Consider the following 15,582-nt stretch of genomic DNA (forward strand, 5'->3'; position numbering starts at 1 on the left):
GAATTTTCGGGGCCCAAACGGTGGGATCCCCGTGGGACGCACCCTAACACAGTTTTATTCACCTACACGGCAAAGCCGAGGGCCTGCAGCTGTTCGCGGCCTTCCTCGGTGATCATGTGCGGGCCCCACGGCGGCATCCAGACCCAGTTGATGCGGATGCCGTCCACGACGCCGTTGCCCACGACGGCCTCTTCGGACTGCTCTGCGATCATGTCGGTCAGCGGGCAGGCCGGGGACGTCAGCGTCATGTTGATGTGGGCGATTTCCTTGCCCTGCTCCTCTTCGAGCCAGATATCGTAGACCAGACCGAGATCCACAATGTTGATGCCGAGCTCCGGGTCAATGACATCGCGAAGATACTCGGAGATGTCGTAGGCCTTCTTGATCTGCTCTTCGGTCTGCTCCGGGCGCTTCTGCTCCTCGGAGTTGCCGTCGAAGCTTGAGTTTTCGTTCTGATACGGCTCAGTCATCTACTTCTCCAATTCGGTTAGCGCATCGACCGACGCGGCCTCGAATGCCTTCCACCCGAGAAGCGCGCACTTCACACGGGCCGGGTACCGGGACACGCCAGCAAAAGCCACGCCGTCGCCGATGACGTCCTCGTCGCCCTCGTATTCGCCGCGGGAGGTGGCCATCTTCTCAAATTCGGCCAGCTTCTCGCGAGCCTCGGTGAGGCTCAGCCCCATGATCTCCTCGGCCATGACCGACGTCGAGGCCTGCGAAATGGAGCACCCTTCCGCATCGTAGGAGACGTCCTTCACGGTCTCGCCGTCGTCGGACAGGCACACGCGTAAGGTCAACTCGTCACCGCACGACGGGTTCACGTGGTGCACCTCGGCCTGGTACGGCTCCCGCAGCCCCGCATGCACGGGGTGCTTGTAGTGATCCAGGATGACGTCCTGGTACATCGAATCAAGATTCATTTAGTTCACCCCAAAGAACTCGCGAGCGTGCTCGATTGCCTCGACCAGCTTATCGATCTCTTCGAACGTGTTGTAGAGGTAGAAGCTCGCCCGGGCGCTCGACTGCGCCCCCAGCGAACGGTGCACCGGCCACGCGCAGTGGTGTCCGACGCGGATGCACACGCCGCGGTCATCGAGAACCTGGCCTAAGTCGTGCGGGTGCACGCCATCGACCGCGAACGCGATAGCCGCGCTGCGGTTGTCCGGCGACGTCGGCCCCAGGATGGTCAGCCCGTCGATGGTCTGCAGCTTCTCCAGCGCGTACGCGGTCAGTTCGCGCTCATGGGCGTGGATGTTGTCCATGCCGATCTCTTCGAGGAACTTCACCGCGGCGCCGAGACCAACGACCTGGCTGGTCATCTGCGTGCCGGCTTCGAAGCGCTGCGGCGGCTCGGCGAAGGTGGTCTTTTCCATCTTCACGATCTCGATCATGGAACCGCCGGTCAAAAATGGCGGGAGCTGCTTTAAGTGCTCCCCCTTGCCGTAGAGCACGCCCACGCCGGACGGACCGCACATCTTGTGCCCGGAGAAAGCCGCGAAGTCTACGTCGAGCGCGTGGAAGTCAACCGGCATGTGCGGCACCGACTGGCACGCGTCCAAGACGGTGTAGGCACCCACCGCCTTGGCGCGGCGAACGATTTCTTCGACGTCCGCCACCGCGCCGGTGACGTTGGACTGGTGGGTAAATGCGACGACCTTGACCGATTCATCGAGCTCGAGCGAGTCGAGGTCGATGCGGCCATCGTCAGTCGCGGCGTACCACTTCAACGTCGCGCCGGTGCGCCGCGCCAGTTCCTGCCACGGCACCAGGTTCGCGTGGTGCTCGATCTCCGTAATGACGATCGTGTCGCCTGGGCCGACCTGCAGGTCCCCTGCCCGGTCGTCGCCCATGGTGAACGCCACGAGGTTGAGCGCCTCCGTGGCGTTCTTCGTGAACGTGATTTCCTCGTAGTCGGCACCCACGAACTTCGCGATGGCTGCGCGGGCGTCCTCATAGGCGTCCGTGGCTTCCTCCGCGATCTGGTAGGCCCCGCGGTGCACGGGCGCGAAGTTGCCCAGCACGAATTCTTCTTCCGCCTTCCACACCGGCAGCGGGCGCTGCGAAGTGGCACCGGAATCGAGATACACCAGCGGGTTCCCGCCGCGCACGGTGCGCTGCAGGATCGGGAACTGCTCCCTTACCGCATCAACGTCGAAGTGAGTCATACCCTGTATGTCCTGATTTCCTAAGTTGCGCTTACAGGAACTTGTCGTAGCCCTCGGACTCCAGCTGGTCCGCCAGCTCCGGGCCGCCGGTTTCCACGATCTTGCCGCCGGCGAAGACGTGGACGAACTCCGGGCGCACGTAGTTCAGGATGCGCTTGTAGTGCGTAATCATGACGATGCCGCCATTGGTTTCGTCCTGGTAGCGGTTAATGCCGTCGGAGACGATGCGCAGCGCGTCGACGTCCAGGCCGGAGTCGGTCTCGTCCATGATGGCGAACTTCGGCTTGAGCACGTCGAGCTGCATGACCTCGTGGCGCTTCTTCTCGCCGCCGGAGAAACCTTCGTTCACGGAACGGGAGGCGAAGGACTTATCGATCTTGAGGTCCTCGCGCGCCTGGGTGAGCTCCTTGTTCCACTCGCGCAGCTTCGGTGCCTCGCCGCGGGTAGCGGTGACCGCGGAGCGCAGGAACTGGCTCATCTTCACGCCCGGCACCTCGGTCGGGTACTGCATGGCGAGGAAAAGACCGGCGCGGGCGCGCTCGTCCACGCCCATCTCGAGGACGTTCTCCCCGTCCAGCAGGATCTCGCCTTCGGTCACCTCGTAGCGCGGGTGGCCCGCGATGACGTAGGACAGGGTGGACTTGCCGGAGCCGTTCGGGCCCATAATGGCGTGGATCTCACCGGAGTTCACGGTCAGGTCGACGCCCTTCAGGATCTCCTTGGGCTCTTCGTTCTCGTCGCTCGGCAGCACCTGGGCGTGCAGGTTTTTAATTTCCAGCGTTGCCATAGTTTTAACTCTCTTTCGCTTCGTACGTGGTGTGTGTATAGGGCTTGGCTGACTGTGAGTCCGTCTAAGCGGTGATGCGCTCGAGTTCGTCGACGACCCGCTTTTCCAAGTCCTCGCGCAGGGACTCGACCGGAATGCGCTGCAGCACGTCGAAGAAGAAGCCCTGGATGATGAGGCGGCGGGCTTCCGCCTCCGGGATGCCGCGGGACATCAGGTAGAACAGCTCGAGTTCATCGAATCGACCCACCGTAGCGGCGTGGCCCGCGCCGGCGATCTCGCCGGTGGCGATCTCCAGGTTCGGGATCGCATCGGCACGCGCGCCCTTGGTCAGGATGAGGTTATTGTTGGTCTCGTAGGTGTCGGTGTTGCGGGCATCCGGGCGGATGAGCACGTCACCGACCCAGCACGTACGAGCTTCGTTCATCTCCTCGCCCTGCAGAGCACCCTTGTAGAGGACGCGGGAGCGGCAGTTGGGCTCGGAGTGATCGACCAGCATGCGGTTTTCGAAGTACTGGCCCGAGTCGGCGAAGTAGACGCCGAGCAGCTCGGCATCGCCGCCCGGGGCGGTGAAGTTGACGCGCGGGACGATACGGACCACGTCGCCGCCGAAGATGGCGGTGTTGTGGCGGATCACGGCGTCGCGGCCGACGGAGATGACCTGGTGGGACATCTGCAGGCCGTCGGACTCCCAGTCCGCGTCGATGACGACGGTGACGTTGGCCTCATCGCCGACGAGAAATTCAATGTTGTCGGCGTGAGTGCCGGAGCCTACGTACTTCAACACGATGGTCACGTCGGCGTGGTGGCCGATGTCAAAGGAGGTCATGCCGAAGGAGGTGACATCGTCACCCGCGCCGGTGATGGTGACAGTGACCGGCTCCTCCGGGTTCGCTTCCGGGTCGACGGTGACAACCTGTGCCTCCGGCATAGAGGTCCAGGCCTGTGCCGCCACGCGGTCGGTCGGCTTGCCGGCGCGACCCAAGCGCTCATCGTCCGGCGCGACGGTCTCGGAGTGGACACCGGCCGGGGTAGTGACATCGATCTTCTGCGCGACCGGGGTGGAGAACTCGCCCTTGTGCAGGCCGCGGAGGCGGCGCAGCGGGGTGAAGCGCCAGATCTCATCCTTGCCGCGCGGGACGTCGAAGTCCGCGACGTCGGTCGACTGGAAAAGGTCACCCTTGGTCTCGTGGGTAGCGCCCCGCTGAGTCGAGAATTCGTTTGCGTTGACCATTACGGTTTAGCCCACCGATCCTTCCATCTGCAGTTCAATGAGGCGGTTCAACTCGAGTGCGTATTCCATCGGCAGCTCCTTGGCGATGGGTTCGATGAAGCCGCGCACGATCATGGACATAGCTTCTTCCTCGTCGATTCCGCGCGACATGAGGTAGAACAGCTGCTCCTCCGACACCTGCGAGACCGTCGCCTCGTGACCCAGGGTGACGTACTCGTTGCGGATGTCGTTGTACGGGTATGTGTCCGACCGGGAGATGTTGTCCACCAGCAGGGCGTCACACTCGACGTTCGAGGTGGAGTGGTGCGCGTTCTTGTGCACCTCCACCAGGCCGCGGTACGCGGAACGGCCGCCGGAGCGGGACACCGACTTAGACACGATGTTGGACGAGGTGTACGGCGCCAGGTGCTTCATCTTCGCGCCAGTGTCCTGGATCTGGTTTTCGCCAGCGAAGGCGACGGACAGGACCTCGCCGTGGGCATGCGGGCCGGTCATCCAGACCGCCGGGTACTTCATGTTCACCTTGGAGCCGATGTTGCCGTCGACCCACTCCATCACAGCGCCTTCTTCGCAGCGGGCACGCTGGGTGACCAGGTTGTACACGTTGCCCGACCAGTTCTGGACGGTGGTGTAGCGGCAGCGGCCGCCCTTCTTCACCACGATCTCCACGACGGCGGCGTGGAGGGAATCCGAGGTGTAAATAGGCGCGGTGCAGCCCTCGACGTAGTGCACGTACGCGTCCTCGTCCACAACGATGAGGGTGCGCTCGAACTGGCCCATGTTCTCGGTGTTAATGCGGAAGTAGGCCTGCAGCGGGATGTCCACGTGCACGCCCTTGGGCACGTAAATGAAGGAACCGCCGGACCACACTGCGGAGTTCAGCGCGGAGAACTTGTTGTCGCCCGCCGGGACAACGGACTCGAAGTACTCCTGGAACAGCTCCGGGTATTCGCGCAGGCCGGTGTCGGTGTCGACGAAGATGACGCCCTGGCGCTCCAGATCCTCGCGGATCTGGTGGTAGACCACCTCAGACTCGTACTGTGCGGCAACACCGGCGACAAGACGCTGCTTTTCCGCTTCCGGAATGCCCAGCTTGTCGTAGGTGTTCTTAATGTCCTCGGGCAGGTCGTCCCAGGTCTGCGCCTGCTGCTCCGTGGACTTCACGTAGTACTTGATGTTGTCGTAATCCAGATTGGTGACATCCGGACCCCACTGCGGAAGCGGCTTCTTATCGTAAATATCCAAGGCCTTGAGGCGCCGCTTCAGCATCCATTCCGGCTCGTTCTTGCTTTCAGAGATGTGGCGCACCACGGACTCATCGAGTCCGCGACGTGCAGCCTCACCAGCAGCGTCGGAATCGTGCCAGCCGTATTCGTAGGCACCGATGGAATCGATGATTTCGTCATCGGTCATCTTCTTCTCAGTTCCTGGGGCAGGATTTGCCTGAGTCATGACCCGCTCCTTTCATGGGAATCATCTTCTTGCGTCGTGGGGGTTGAGGCGGTGTTCAACGGGATATTCGTAGTGCAGATGCCGTGTCCGTCCGCGATCGTGGCCAGTGGCTGCACGTGCGTGCCCAGCTTTGCGGAAACGACCTCCTGCTCAGCTGCACACAACTCCGGGTGCTCTGCAGCCACACGGGCCACCGGGCAGTGGTGCTGACAAATCTGCACTCCCCGTCCCGCGTTGGTAACCGTGGCCGCGAAACCGTGCGCATCCAACACATCGGCCAGTTTACGCACCGCATCCGACAGGGATTCTTCATCCCCCGCCTGCACTTCGGCGTCAAGATCGACGCCGGCGAGCAGACGGTTCCAGTGGGCCGTAGCGAACCGCTCCACGGCGGCGCTACCCCCTGCCTGCCGGATTGCGTGAAGCGCGTCGGATGCTAGCTCATCGTAGGAATGACCGAACTGCGTCCGGCCGGTTTCCGTGAGCCGGAAATGCTTCGCAGGACGCCCACGGTGTGCTCGTCCAGAGCCAGCTGCTCCGGCGCGCGGCTTAACGGTTTCTGCGTACCCCGTATCGACCAGGATGTCTAAGTGACGACGCACCCCGGCAGCCGACAGCCCAAGCTCGTGAGCAATGTCCGCGGCAGTCACCGGGCCGTTTTTGAGTACATACAGCATGACCTGGCGGCGCGTTTCCCCCTCAGTCGATCGCGTCTCCTGCATCGAGGGCCACACCTCCTTGCCATTGGTCGCCGACATGTTCGTGCGTCTTTTTAGACAACACTAGTGTTCCCTAAATCATTCCCGAATGCCATTTCCACCACGCCGCGGCCCCGAATTATGGGTGACTCCTGGCCGGGCGCTGTCCGGAAAGTGCGCCATGCGCCGAACACACATCCCCGCAAAACGACCCCCACCAAGCCTGGGCGGCTACAGTACTATTCGATGATCACGCCGCTGCACCGCCTCTGGGCCCCGTTCCGCCGGGAGATCCCCCGGCTCGGCCTTCCCGGATCCCGGTCAGCGGGTCTACACGTTGAACCCACCCAAGCTGATACCGCCGCGCGTGACGATGCCCCGGCGCCCCCGACGACCCCAGCGGGCGAGGCACCTACCGCGCCCCCGCCAGCGTCCCAGCCCACGCCGACCGAGAGTCGTGTCTTTTTCGCCCTGCGGTGGCTGGGCACCGTGGGCGCATTCTTGATCTCTGTCGGCGGGTTGGGCGCTGGCGCCCTGCCGGTGGTAGGCAACCCGTTCGATTCGCTGCCGCTCGGCTCGGTCATGTCGCGAATGCTCCAGACATCGTCCGCACTGACGATGGCGGGCGTCGGCCTCCTCGTTACCGCCTGGCTGCTCATGGCACCGCTCGTCGGCGTCCCCTTATGGGGCGGGTGGCGCCGGTTTACCACCCGCCGAGACGACAGCACCGCGCCCGACCCCGCGCGGGCTTCCGGGGTGGTCTCCGTACGCCAGTTATGGGCCACTTACGCCGGGTGGGTCATTCCTCTGATCTTGACCGCTCCCCTTTTCACCCAGGACATCTACTCTTACCTGGCCCAAGGCTCCATTGCCGCCCACGGCATGGATCCGTACGCCGCCGGTCCCGTTCAGCTGCTGGGCGCCGACAACGAGCTCGCCCGGTCGGTCCCCTTCATCTGGGCCAACTCACCGTCTCCCTACGGCCCGGTCGCCACGGGGATAGCCGCGGCGATTAGTTCCGCCACGCACGACTCCATACTCTTCGGCGTTATCGCCCACCGATTGCTTGCAGTTTGCGGTGTCGCCTTGTCCGGCTGGGCCATCGTCCGCCTGGCTCGCCGCTGCCACGTCGTGCCCGCCGCCGCACTCTGGCTCGGCATCCTCAACCCGATTTCCGTCCTGCACCTCATTGGCGGAATCCACAACGAAGCAATCATGCTCGGCTGCATTCTGACCGGCATGGAGCTCTCCCTCGCCGCGCTCGATCGCCTTGCCGCCGGTACTTCTTGGTTGCGCACCTGCGTGCCGATGTTCACCTGCGGCGGCGCCCTCATCTCCTGCGCCGGGATGGTCAAGGTCACCGGCTTTATCGCGCTCGGGTTTGCCGGGATGGCCCTCGCCCGCACGCTCATGAGCCACCGCGGTTGGGGTGCGGTGCGAGCAGTCGCGGCGGCCGCCGCGTTCCAGCTGGCAGTGCTTCTCGGCTCCATCGCGCTCGTTACCGCAGTTACCGGCGTCGGTCTGGGCTGGCTGGGCGCCCAGGGCGGGGCCGCCACCGTGCGCTCGTGGTTGTCTCTCTCCACGGCAGTCGGCGTGGCATGGGGTTTTCTCGGCATGCTGCTGGGCCTCGGCGATCACACCGACGCGATCCTGGGCGTGACCCGCACAACGGGCGTCTTTATCGCCCTCGTCTTCCTGATCCGCATGCTGCGCGCCACCCTGCGCGGGACTATTCACCCGGTGGGTGGCCTTGGCATCGCCACGTTCGTCCTCGTCGTCTTCTTCCCGGTCGTGCAACCCTGGTATGTCCTGTGGGCCATCTTCCCGCTCGCCCCGTGGGCCAACCGCTTCATTTTCCGCGTGTGGGTCATCGGTTACTCCGCGGTCATGAGCATCATGGTGCTGCCCCGCGGGCTCGGCCTGCCGCCGGGGACGGTCGCGGTCATCTACGCCGGCGCCGTTTTGTCTTTCCTGGCAATCCTCTGGCTGTGGCGGGCAGCGCTATCGCGATTTGGCGAGCGTGTTTTACACTGACAGGCCGTGACTACTAGCGCATTGTCCCTGCGCGGGGTAACGAAGACCTTCGGCTCCCGGACCGCCGTCAACGGGCTCGATCTCAGTGTCCGCGACGGCGAGTTGCTGTGCCTCCTCGGCCCCAACGGCGCGGGCAAAACCACCACGATTGAAATGTGCGAGGGGTTTATTGCCCCGACCTCCGGCACCATCTCCGTTCTCGGACTTGACCCGAGCTCCCAGCCGGACCAGGTGCGGTCCCGGATCGGCATCATGCTGCAGGGCGGCGGCTCCTACAACGGCCTGAAGGCCGCCGAGATGTTGCGCCTCACCGCGCGCTACTACCGCAACCCGCATGACCCCGACTGGCTGCTCGACGTGCTCGGACTCGACGGGGTGCGCTCTACGACTTACCGGCGCCTCTCCGGCGGCCAAAAGCAGCGCCTCTCGCTGGCGATGGCGATCATCGGCCGGCCGGATCTGGTGTTTTTGGACGAACCCACCGCCGGCCTGGACGCGCAATCCCGCCTGGTGGTGTGGGAGCTGGTGCGCGCCCTCAAGCGTGACGGCGTCACCGTCGTGTTGACCACCCACTTGATGGACGAGGCGGAGTCCCTCGCCGACCGGGTGCACATCATCGACCACGGCACGACCATCGCGGAAGGAACGCCCACCGAGCTCGTTACCCAGGGCGCTAATCCCCTGGTCGTGGTCGAGACCGACGTGGCCGTGGACACCGCCGCCTTCCGGGAGCACACCGGGGCCGACATCCAAGCCAGCCGCCCGCTGTATTACCGCGTCCAGGCGACTGCCACCCCGCACCTTTTGGCCGCCGTGGCCGCCGAGCTGGAGCGCCAGGGGGTCTTGGCCCAGCGCATCGATACGGTGCACCGCAACTTGGAAGACGTGTTTCTGGAACTGACCGGCCGGAAGTTAAGGAGCTAGACATGGAAAACAACTCCGCTGCCTCCTCTGCTGAGGCTTTCCCGCCCGGGACCTTTGCCCCGCGCCCGCGGCAAGCCTCCGGCTGGACCATGGCCGCCGCGCAAGGCGCTACGGAGGCCAAGCTCATGCTGCGCCACGGCGAGCAGCTCCTGCTGAGCATCATCATCCCGCTGGCCATCCTCTTCGGCACGGCCAAGCTGCCGATGCTTGCCGATGCCGCCGGCATCCAGCAGATCTTCCCCATGGTGCTGGCCGTCGCAACCACCAGCGCGGGGTTCACCGGTGAGGCCATCTCCCTCGCGTTCGACCGCCGCTACGGTGCCCTCAAGCGCACGGGCGCGTCCGGCGTGCCCACCTGGACCATCATCGCGGGCAAGATCCTCGGTGTTGCCGCCATGGTTGCCGTCCAGGTCGTGCTGCTGACCGCTGCGGCACTCTTCCTCGGGTTCCAAACGTCGCCGGCCGGCTTCCTGCTGGGCGCGGTGACCCTGTTCGTCGGAGTGGCTGCCTTCACCGCGCTCGGGCTTTTGCTCGGCGGCACGCTGCCCGCCGAGGTCGTCCTGGCCGTGGCGAACCTCATCTGGTTCATCCTCTTGGGCGTCGTGGGATGGGTAATGTATTCGCAGGGCCTGGGCCACAACGGCATCGCCAATGCGGTGCCCACGGTGGCGCTGGCCAGCGGCCTCGACGAGGCGTTCGCCAGCGAAGTCCCGTGGCTGCCATGGCTGTCGCTGCTGGCGTGGGCCGCCGGCGCGTCGGCTGCCGCGGTCAAATGGTTCCGCTTCGACTCGTAGATACATATCACGTGCGCGCAGCGGCTTTGGGGTTCTTAGTTTTGCCCGGCCATCTACTAACGTGATGGCGGTGAGTACGACGACCCCTACGCCACCGCGCAACCGCACGCTGTGGCAGCGCTTCAAGGATTTCTTCGGCTACGCCACCATCCAGCAGCAACGCGCCGTGGCGCTGGTGTTGCTTGTGTGCCAAATCGGCATCACCATCACCGGCTCGACCGTGCGCGTGACCGGTTCGGGCCTGGGATGTGAGACGTGGCCTAAGTGCCACCCGGACTCGCTCGTCCCGGTGGAGGGCTTGCCCATCGTCCACCAGATCATTGAGTTCGGTAACCGTCTGTTGACCTTCGTCGTCTCGGCCGCAGCCATTGCCGCCATCGTTGTGGTGTACAAGGCGCGGCGCCGTAAAGAGCTCAAGGTCTACGCGTGGGCCTCGTTCATCCTCGTCGTCGTCCAGGCGATCATTGGCGGCATTTCCGTTTTGCTCAACCTGCGGTGGTGGGCCGTGGCCTTGCACTTTTTGCCCTCGATGGCCTTGGTGTGGCTCGCCGCGATGCTGTACTCGCGCATCAAGACCCCCGATGACGGCACCCCGACCCGGCAGTTCCCGGGTCGCATCCAGAACCTCACCCTCATTGCCAATATCGCGCTCATCGTCGTTTTGATCACCGGCACGATGGTGACCGGTTCCGGTGTCCACTCGGGCGATGCCGCCATCCACATGGAAAGCCGCCTGCAGGTCAACACCGAGTACATGGCGGTTGCGCACGCGATGTGCATGTACGTCTACCTTGCCTTCACCCTGGTAGTGGTGTGGATGCTCTACCGCCACGGTGCTCCGTCGGCCACGAAGAAGGCCGGCGTGGTGCTCATCGCCATCATTCTCCTCCAGTGGGTCATCGGCGTCATCCAGTTCCGGCTGGGCATCCCGCGGTGGACGGTGCCCGCGCACGTCGGCATGTCCGGTGTGGTCACCTGCTTTAGCGCCCTGCTGTACGCGCACGGTGTTACGCGGGTGCGCAAAGGTGACGCGAACGAATTGGTCACCGGTTCCCCGGCCGGTGATACGCGCCGCGCAGCGCACTTCGCCTCATAAATCGCCACGCTGTGCCCACCTCGGCGACTACCGTGGTGAGGCATGCGTGCTATCCAGATTGAAAAGACCGGCGAGCCCGAAGCCCTGCGCCTAGCGGATGTAGCTGAGCCCGATCCTGCCTCCCGCGAGGAAGACTGCGTTGTCGTCGAGGTGCACTCGGCCGGCGTCAACTACATCGACACCTATTACCGCACCGGCCTGTACTACGCCCAGACACCCTTCGTGCCTGGTCTGGAGGGCGCCGGCCGCGTCATCCACGATCCCCAGGGAGACATCGCGGAAGGCACGATGGTCGCGTGGGCCCACGCGTTCGGTTCCTATGCCGAGCAGGTGCTGGTCGAGCGCGACAAACTCGTCTTCGTCCCTGAAGAGATCGACACCGACGTCGCCGCCTCGATGCTGATACAGGGCATGACCGCCCACTACCTCACCAATGGCGTCTACGACCTCTCCGAGGGCGACAGCTGCCTCGTCACCGCCGGCGCGGGCGGCGTAGGCCGCCTGGTGACCCAGATGGCCAAGGCCAAGGGCGCGACCGTGTATTCCGTCGTGTCTACCCCGGAAAAAGAAGAGCTCGCCTACGCCGCCGGCGCCGATCAGGTCTTTGGTTATTCGGAGGGCCTGGCCGAGTCGGTGCGCCGCCACAACGGCGGGCGCGGCGTGGACGTGGTGTACGACGGCGTGGGAAAGACCACGTTCCAGGAGTCTTTAGAGGTCACCCGCCCCCGCGGCACCGTCTGCCTGTTCGGGGCGGCGTCCGGGCCTGTCGATCCCATCGACCCCCAGGAACTGAACAAGCACGGCGCTTTGTTCCTCACCCGCCCGTCGCTGGCCGCCTGGACGGCGAATGAGGGCGAGTTCCACATGCGTGCCCAAGCCGTCGTGCGCGGCGTCCTCGACGGTGAGCTCGATTTCCGCGTTTCGGGGGCCTACCCGCTTGCCGATGCCGTCCAGGCCCATCGCGACCTCGAAGCCCGGAAGACGACCGGGGCTATCGTCCTGCACGTCAAAGACGACTAACCCGGTGGCGCGCCGCGCTGGAAGTTAGACGCTGGAAGTTAAAACAGCGCGGCGGACATCCCGAGGGCCCGGCCAATGGGCTCCCAGCCCACGATCGCGTCGACGGACAGGCCGATGAACAGGACCGACAGGTAGTTGTTGGAGTAGATAAACAAGCGCATCGGCTTGACCTTGGCGCCCCGGGCGACGCCCTGCTGAAGGCGCACCGCCATCCAAATGAACAACGCGCCGGACGCTACTGCCGCCACCAGGTAAATCCACGAGGCGGCCGGAATGATGAGCAGCGAGACGGCCACGGTAGCGACCGTGTACCAAGTGATCTGGCGGGTGACTTCCTTCTCGCTGGCGACGACCGGGAGCATCGGCACGCCGGCGCGGCGGTAGTCCTCCTTGTACTTCATGGCCAGCGCCCACGTGTGCGGCGGGGTCCAGAAGAAAATAATGAGGAAGAGCACGATCGCCTGCCACCAGCGGTCCGCCTGGCCGTCGGTGGCGTTATCGCGGATAACCGCCCAGCCGACCATGGCGGGCATGCATCCCGCCAGTCCGCCCCAGACCACGCCTTGAGCGTTTTTCATCTTCAGCCACTTGGTGTAGACGAAGATGTAGAAAACGTTGGTCAAGATGACGAAGAAGGCCGCTAGCCACGAGTGCGCCAGCACGCCCAGCCAGAGGACGGACACCGTGAGCAGCACCGATCCAAAGATGGCCGCCGAGCGCCGAGTAATCTTCGAGCGCACCAGGGGACGCGCGCGGGTGCGCTGCATCTTCTGGTCAATCTCATAGTCGACGACCATGTTGAACGTGTGGGCGGCGGCAGCGCCCATCCATCCGCCGAAAATGGTGGAAATGATGAGCCAGATGTTGTCCGCCACGGCATCAATGCCGCGTTGGGCTTGGAGCATCGCGGGGATTGCGGCGACGAGCAGCAGTTCGATGATCCGCGGCTTCGTCAATGCAAAATACGCCTTGATGGTCTCCAAGGATTCTCCTCATAACTATCGGGCACACAGTGTGGGGGCTAATGCGCGGCCGGCGCGAGCGGCTGGGGCCGGGATAGGCGCAGCGCGCTCACATGGTCACATCAACTAGTCGCACGCGTGCCGCGGGAAGTTCCAGACCTCAACAGCCTACAGTTCGGTGCAAGTTCGCCACTAATCGCCCATTTGCCGCCCGCGCCCCACTACTATGAGGACGTTAGAAACCATTTCCGACCACGTTAGCGAGGCGTATTTCGTGTCCCCCTCAACTCTCCCACCTGAGCTGCAGTCCAAGACCGTTGCCCGCTACCCCGACGACTGGACCGATACCGACACGCGCGCCGTGGACACCGCCCGCGTCCTAGCCGCCGAGGCAGTGGAAAACTGCGGTTCCGGCCACCCCGGCACCGCAATGTCTCTGGCACCACTCGCCTACACCCTCTACCAGCGCCAGATGGTCCACGACCCAGCCGATGTCATGTGGCTGGGTCGCGACCGTTTTGTCCTGTCCTGCGGCCACTCCTCTTTGACCCAGTACATCCAGCTCTTCCTCGGCGGCTTCGGGCTGGAGATGGAGGACCTCAAACAGCTGCGCACCTGGGGTTCCAAGACCCCGGGCCACCCGGAGTTCTCCCACACGGACGGCGTGGAAATCACCACCGGCCCCCTCGGCCAGGGTTTGGCTTCCTCGGTGGGTATGGCCATGGCGGCGCGCAAGGAGCGCGGGCTGTTCGACCCGGATGCGCCGGCCGGCGAGTCGCCGTTCGACCACTTCATTTTCACCATCGCCTCCGACGGTGACCTGCAGGAGGGCGTGACCTCCGAGGCATCGTCAATCGCCGGCACCCAAAAGCTGGGCAACCTCATCGTCTTCTGGGACGACAACGAGATTTCCATCGAGGACAACACCAATATCGCGTTTACTGAAAACGTGGTGGACCGCTACGCCGCCTACGGCTGGCAGGTGCTTACCGTCGAGTCGGGCGAGGACGTGGTCGCCATTGAGGAGGCCATTGCGCAAGCCAAGGCGGATACGACCCGCCCGACGTTCATCCGCGTCAAGACCGTCATTGGCTACCCCTCGCCCACCAAGATGAACACCGGCGCCGCGCACGGCGCCGCGCTGGGCCAGGAGGAGGTCGATGCGATTAAGAACGCGCTCGGCTTCGATCCGAACGTGCGCTTCCACATCGACGACGAGGTCCTCGAGCACACCCGCCGGCTCTCCGCGCGGTCGCAGGATGCGCGCCGGAAGTGGCAGGAGAAGTTCGACGCGTGGGCAAAGAAGAACCCGGAGAAAAACGAGTTTCTGGAGCGCTTCCGCGCCCATGAGCTGCCCGCGGACTACGACGCGGAGCTGCCGTCGTGGGATCCGGATGAAAAGGGAATTGCCACCCGCAAGGCCTCGGGTAAGACCATCCAGGCGCTGGCGAAGTCCATTCCGGAGCTGTGGGGCGGCTCGGCCGATCTGGCGGGCTCGAACAACACCGCCATCGAGGGTGCCGATTCGTTTGGCCCGGAGACCATCTCCACCGACAAGTGGACCGCCCAGCCTTTCGGCCGCAACCTGCACTTCGGCATCCGCGAGCACGCAATGTCTTCCATCATGAACGGCATCGCGCTGCACGGAAATACCCGCGTGTACGGCGGCACGTTCCTGATCTTCTCCGAGTACATGTTCCCGGCGGTGCGCCTGGGCGCGCTCATGCAGAACGACACGTACTACGTGTGGACCCACGATTCCATCGGCCTGGGCGAGGACGGCCCGACCCACCAGCCGGTAGAAACCCTCGCGGCGCTGCGCACCATCCCCCACCTGTCCGTCATCCGCCCGGCGGATGCGAACGAGACCGCCCAGGCATGGGCCGCCGCGCTGGAATTCGAGCCCTCGCCGAAGGGCCTGTGCCTGACCCGCCAGAACGTGCCGGTGCTGGAGGGCACGAAGGAAAAGGCCCACGACGGCGTCCGCCGTGGCGCCTACACGCTGGTCGATGCCGCCGGTGAGGCAGGCACCCCCGACGTCATCCTGATCGGTACCGGTTCCGAGGTGCAGCTCGCGGTGGAGGCCGCCCGCCGCCTGGGTGAGGAAGGCATCGCCGCCCGCGTGGTCTCCGCGCCGTGCCTCGAGTGGTTTGACGCGCAGGACGCCGAATACCGCGAGTCCGTGCTGCCGAGCGCGGTCCGCGCCCGCGTCTCGGTGGAGGCCGGCATCGCCATGCCGTGGCACAAGTACACCGGCGATATGGGCGAAAACATCTCGCTTGAGCACTTCGGTGCCTCTGCGCCGTACACCGAGCTCTACGAGAACTTCGGGATTACCGCCGACGCCGTCTACACCGCCGCGAAGAAGTCCCTGGCGGCTGCACGCGGCGCGAACGCCTAGCGCACGAAAGAGAAA

General features: G+C 64.5%; 14 protein-coding genes. 6 read left to right on the forward strand and 8 right to left on the reverse strand.

Going from position 1 to position 15,582, the window contains the following annotated elements; all coding sequences use genetic code 11:
* Window positions 1-62: 62 nt before the first annotated feature.
* From CMASS_RS05540 to CMASS_RS05570, 7 genes are all read right to left on the reverse strand, one after another.
* Entirely contained in the window at window positions 63-470 is a 408-nt protein-coding gene (locus CMASS_RS05540) for a metal-sulfur cluster assembly factor (RefSeq protein WP_022862017.1), read from the reverse strand.
* Entirely contained in the window at window positions 471-923 is a 453-nt protein-coding gene (sufU, locus tag CMASS_RS05545; protein ID WP_022862018.1) for a Fe-S cluster assembly sulfur transfer protein SufU, read from the reverse strand.
* Window positions 924-2,168 (reverse strand): cysteine desulfurase, encoded by a 1,245-nt coding sequence (locus CMASS_RS05550; protein WP_022862019.1) that lies wholly within the window; start codon window positions 2,166-2,168, stop codon window positions 924-926.
* Window positions 2,169-2,199: 31 nt separating this feature from the next.
* Complete coding sequence (gene sufC / locus CMASS_RS05555; protein ID WP_022862020.1) at window positions 2,200-2,955, reverse strand: Fe-S cluster assembly ATPase SufC; 756 nt, start codon at window positions 2,953-2,955, stop codon at window positions 2,200-2,202.
* A gap of 64 nt (window positions 2,956-3,019) precedes the next feature.
* Window positions 3,020-4,186, reverse strand: a complete 1,167-nt coding sequence (sufD, locus tag CMASS_RS05560) for a Fe-S cluster assembly protein SufD (RefSeq protein WP_022862021.1) — start codon at window positions 4,184-4,186, stop codon at window positions 3,020-3,022.
* A 6-nt stretch (window positions 4,187-4,192) separates the two neighbouring features.
* Window positions 4,193-5,638 carry a Fe-S cluster assembly protein SufB gene (sufB, locus tag CMASS_RS05565; protein ID WP_027018454.1) on the reverse strand — a complete coding sequence of 482 codons (1,446 nt, stop codon included), beginning with the start codon at window positions 5,636-5,638 and terminating at the stop codon, window positions 4,193-4,195.
* Complete coding sequence (locus tag CMASS_RS05570) at window positions 5,635-6,396, reverse strand: helix-turn-helix transcriptional regulator (protein WP_033399375.1); 762 nt, start codon at window positions 6,394-6,396, stop codon at window positions 5,635-5,637. The genes sufB and CMASS_RS05570 overlap by 4 nt, the downstream gene beginning before the upstream one ends.
* Before the next feature lie 186 nt (window positions 6,397-6,582).
* Between CMASS_RS05570 and mptB the strand changes: the two genes are divergently transcribed.
* From mptB to CMASS_RS05595, 5 genes are all read left to right on the forward strand, one after another.
* Window positions 6,583-8,370, forward strand: a complete 1,788-nt coding sequence (mptB, locus tag CMASS_RS05575) for a polyprenol phosphomannose-dependent alpha 1,6 mannosyltransferase MptB (protein WP_022862024.1) — start codon at window positions 6,583-6,585, stop codon at window positions 8,368-8,370.
* 6 nt (window positions 8,371-8,376) lie between these two features.
* Window positions 8,377-9,294, forward strand: coding sequence for an ABC transporter ATP-binding protein (locus tag CMASS_RS05580; RefSeq protein ID WP_027018457.1), 918 nt, complete (start codon window positions 8,377-8,379; stop codon window positions 9,292-9,294).
* Between the two features lie 2 nt (window positions 9,295-9,296).
* On the forward strand, window positions 9,297-10,088 hold the full coding sequence (locus CMASS_RS05585) for an ABC transporter permease (RefSeq protein WP_022862026.1): 792 nt from the start codon (window positions 9,297-9,299) through the stop codon (window positions 10,086-10,088).
* Between the two features lie 64 nt (window positions 10,089-10,152).
* A complete protein-coding gene (locus CMASS_RS05590; protein WP_022862027.1) occupies window positions 10,153-11,184 on the forward strand; it encodes a COX15/CtaA family protein in 1,032 nt (343 codons plus the stop codon).
* Window positions 11,185-11,226: 42 nt separating this feature from the next.
* Window positions 11,227-12,204: a quinone oxidoreductase family protein gene (locus tag CMASS_RS05595; RefSeq protein ID WP_022862028.1), complete on the forward strand. Its 978-nt coding sequence runs from the start codon at window positions 11,227-11,229 to the stop codon at window positions 12,202-12,204.
* Between the two features lie 38 nt (window positions 12,205-12,242).
* On the opposite strand, the gene CMASS_RS05600 is transcribed toward CMASS_RS05595, so the two are convergent.
* Complete coding sequence (locus CMASS_RS05600) at window positions 12,243-13,187, reverse strand: heme o synthase (RefSeq protein WP_022862029.1); 945 nt, start codon at window positions 13,185-13,187, stop codon at window positions 12,243-12,245.
* A 205-nt stretch (window positions 13,188-13,392) separates the two neighbouring features.
* Here CMASS_RS05600 and tkt point away from each other — a divergent pair, with 205 nt between their 5' ends.
* The gene (gene tkt / locus CMASS_RS05605; protein WP_205617715.1) at window positions 13,393-15,567 is read left to right on the forward strand and encodes a transketolase; all 2,175 of its coding nucleotides are present in this window, start codon (window positions 13,393-13,395) and stop codon (window positions 15,565-15,567) included.
* The last annotated feature ends 15 nt before the right edge of the window (window positions 15,568-15,582 follow it).

The organism is Corynebacterium massiliense DSM 45435 (assembly GCF_028609805.1).
GTDB lineage: Bacteria > Actinomycetota > Actinomycetes > Mycobacteriales > Mycobacteriaceae > Corynebacterium > Corynebacterium massiliense.

Bases quoted from the DNA above. Each gene is read 5' to 3' on its own strand.
- CMASS_RS05595 (WP_022862028.1), top strand. From the start codon at position 11,227: ATGCGTGCTATCCAGATTGAAAAGACCGGCGAGCCCGAAGCCCTGCGC.
- CMASS_RS05590 (WP_022862027.1), top strand. From the start codon at position 10,153: ATGGCGGTGAGTACGACGACCCCTACGCCACCGCGCAACCGCACGCTG.
- CMASS_RS05540 (WP_022862017.1), bottom strand. From the start codon at position 470: ATGACTGAGCCGTATCAGAACGAAAACTCAAGCTTCGACGGCAACTCC.
- mptB (WP_022862024.1), top strand. From the start codon at position 6,583: ATGATCACGCCGCTGCACCGCCTCTGGGCCCCGTTCCGCCGGGAGATC.
- sufB (WP_027018454.1), bottom strand. From the start codon at position 5,638: ATGACTCAGGCAAATCCTGCCCCAGGAACTGAGAAGAAGATGACCGAT.
- sufC (WP_022862020.1), bottom strand. From the start codon at position 2,955: ATGGCAACGCTGGAAATTAAAAACCTGCACGCCCAGGTGCTGCCGAGC.
- sufD (WP_022862021.1), bottom strand. From the start codon at position 4,186: ATGGTCAACGCAAACGAATTCTCGACTCAGCGGGGCGCTACCCACGAG.
- CMASS_RS05570 (WP_033399375.1), bottom strand. From the start codon at position 6,396: ATGTCGGCGACCAATGGCAAGGAGGTGTGGCCCTCGATGCAGGAGACG.
- CMASS_RS05585 (WP_022862026.1), top strand. From the start codon at position 9,297: ATGGAAAACAACTCCGCTGCCTCCTCTGCTGAGGCTTTCCCGCCCGGG.
- tkt (WP_205617715.1), top strand. From the start codon at position 13,393: ATGAGGACGTTAGAAACCATTTCCGACCACGTTAGCGAGGCGTATTTC.
- sufU (WP_022862018.1), bottom strand. From the start codon at position 923: ATGAATCTTGATTCGATGTACCAGGACGTCATCCTGGATCACTACAAG.
- CMASS_RS05550 (WP_022862019.1), bottom strand. From the start codon at position 2,168: ATGACTCACTTCGACGTTGATGCGGTAAGGGAGCAGTTCCCGATCCTG.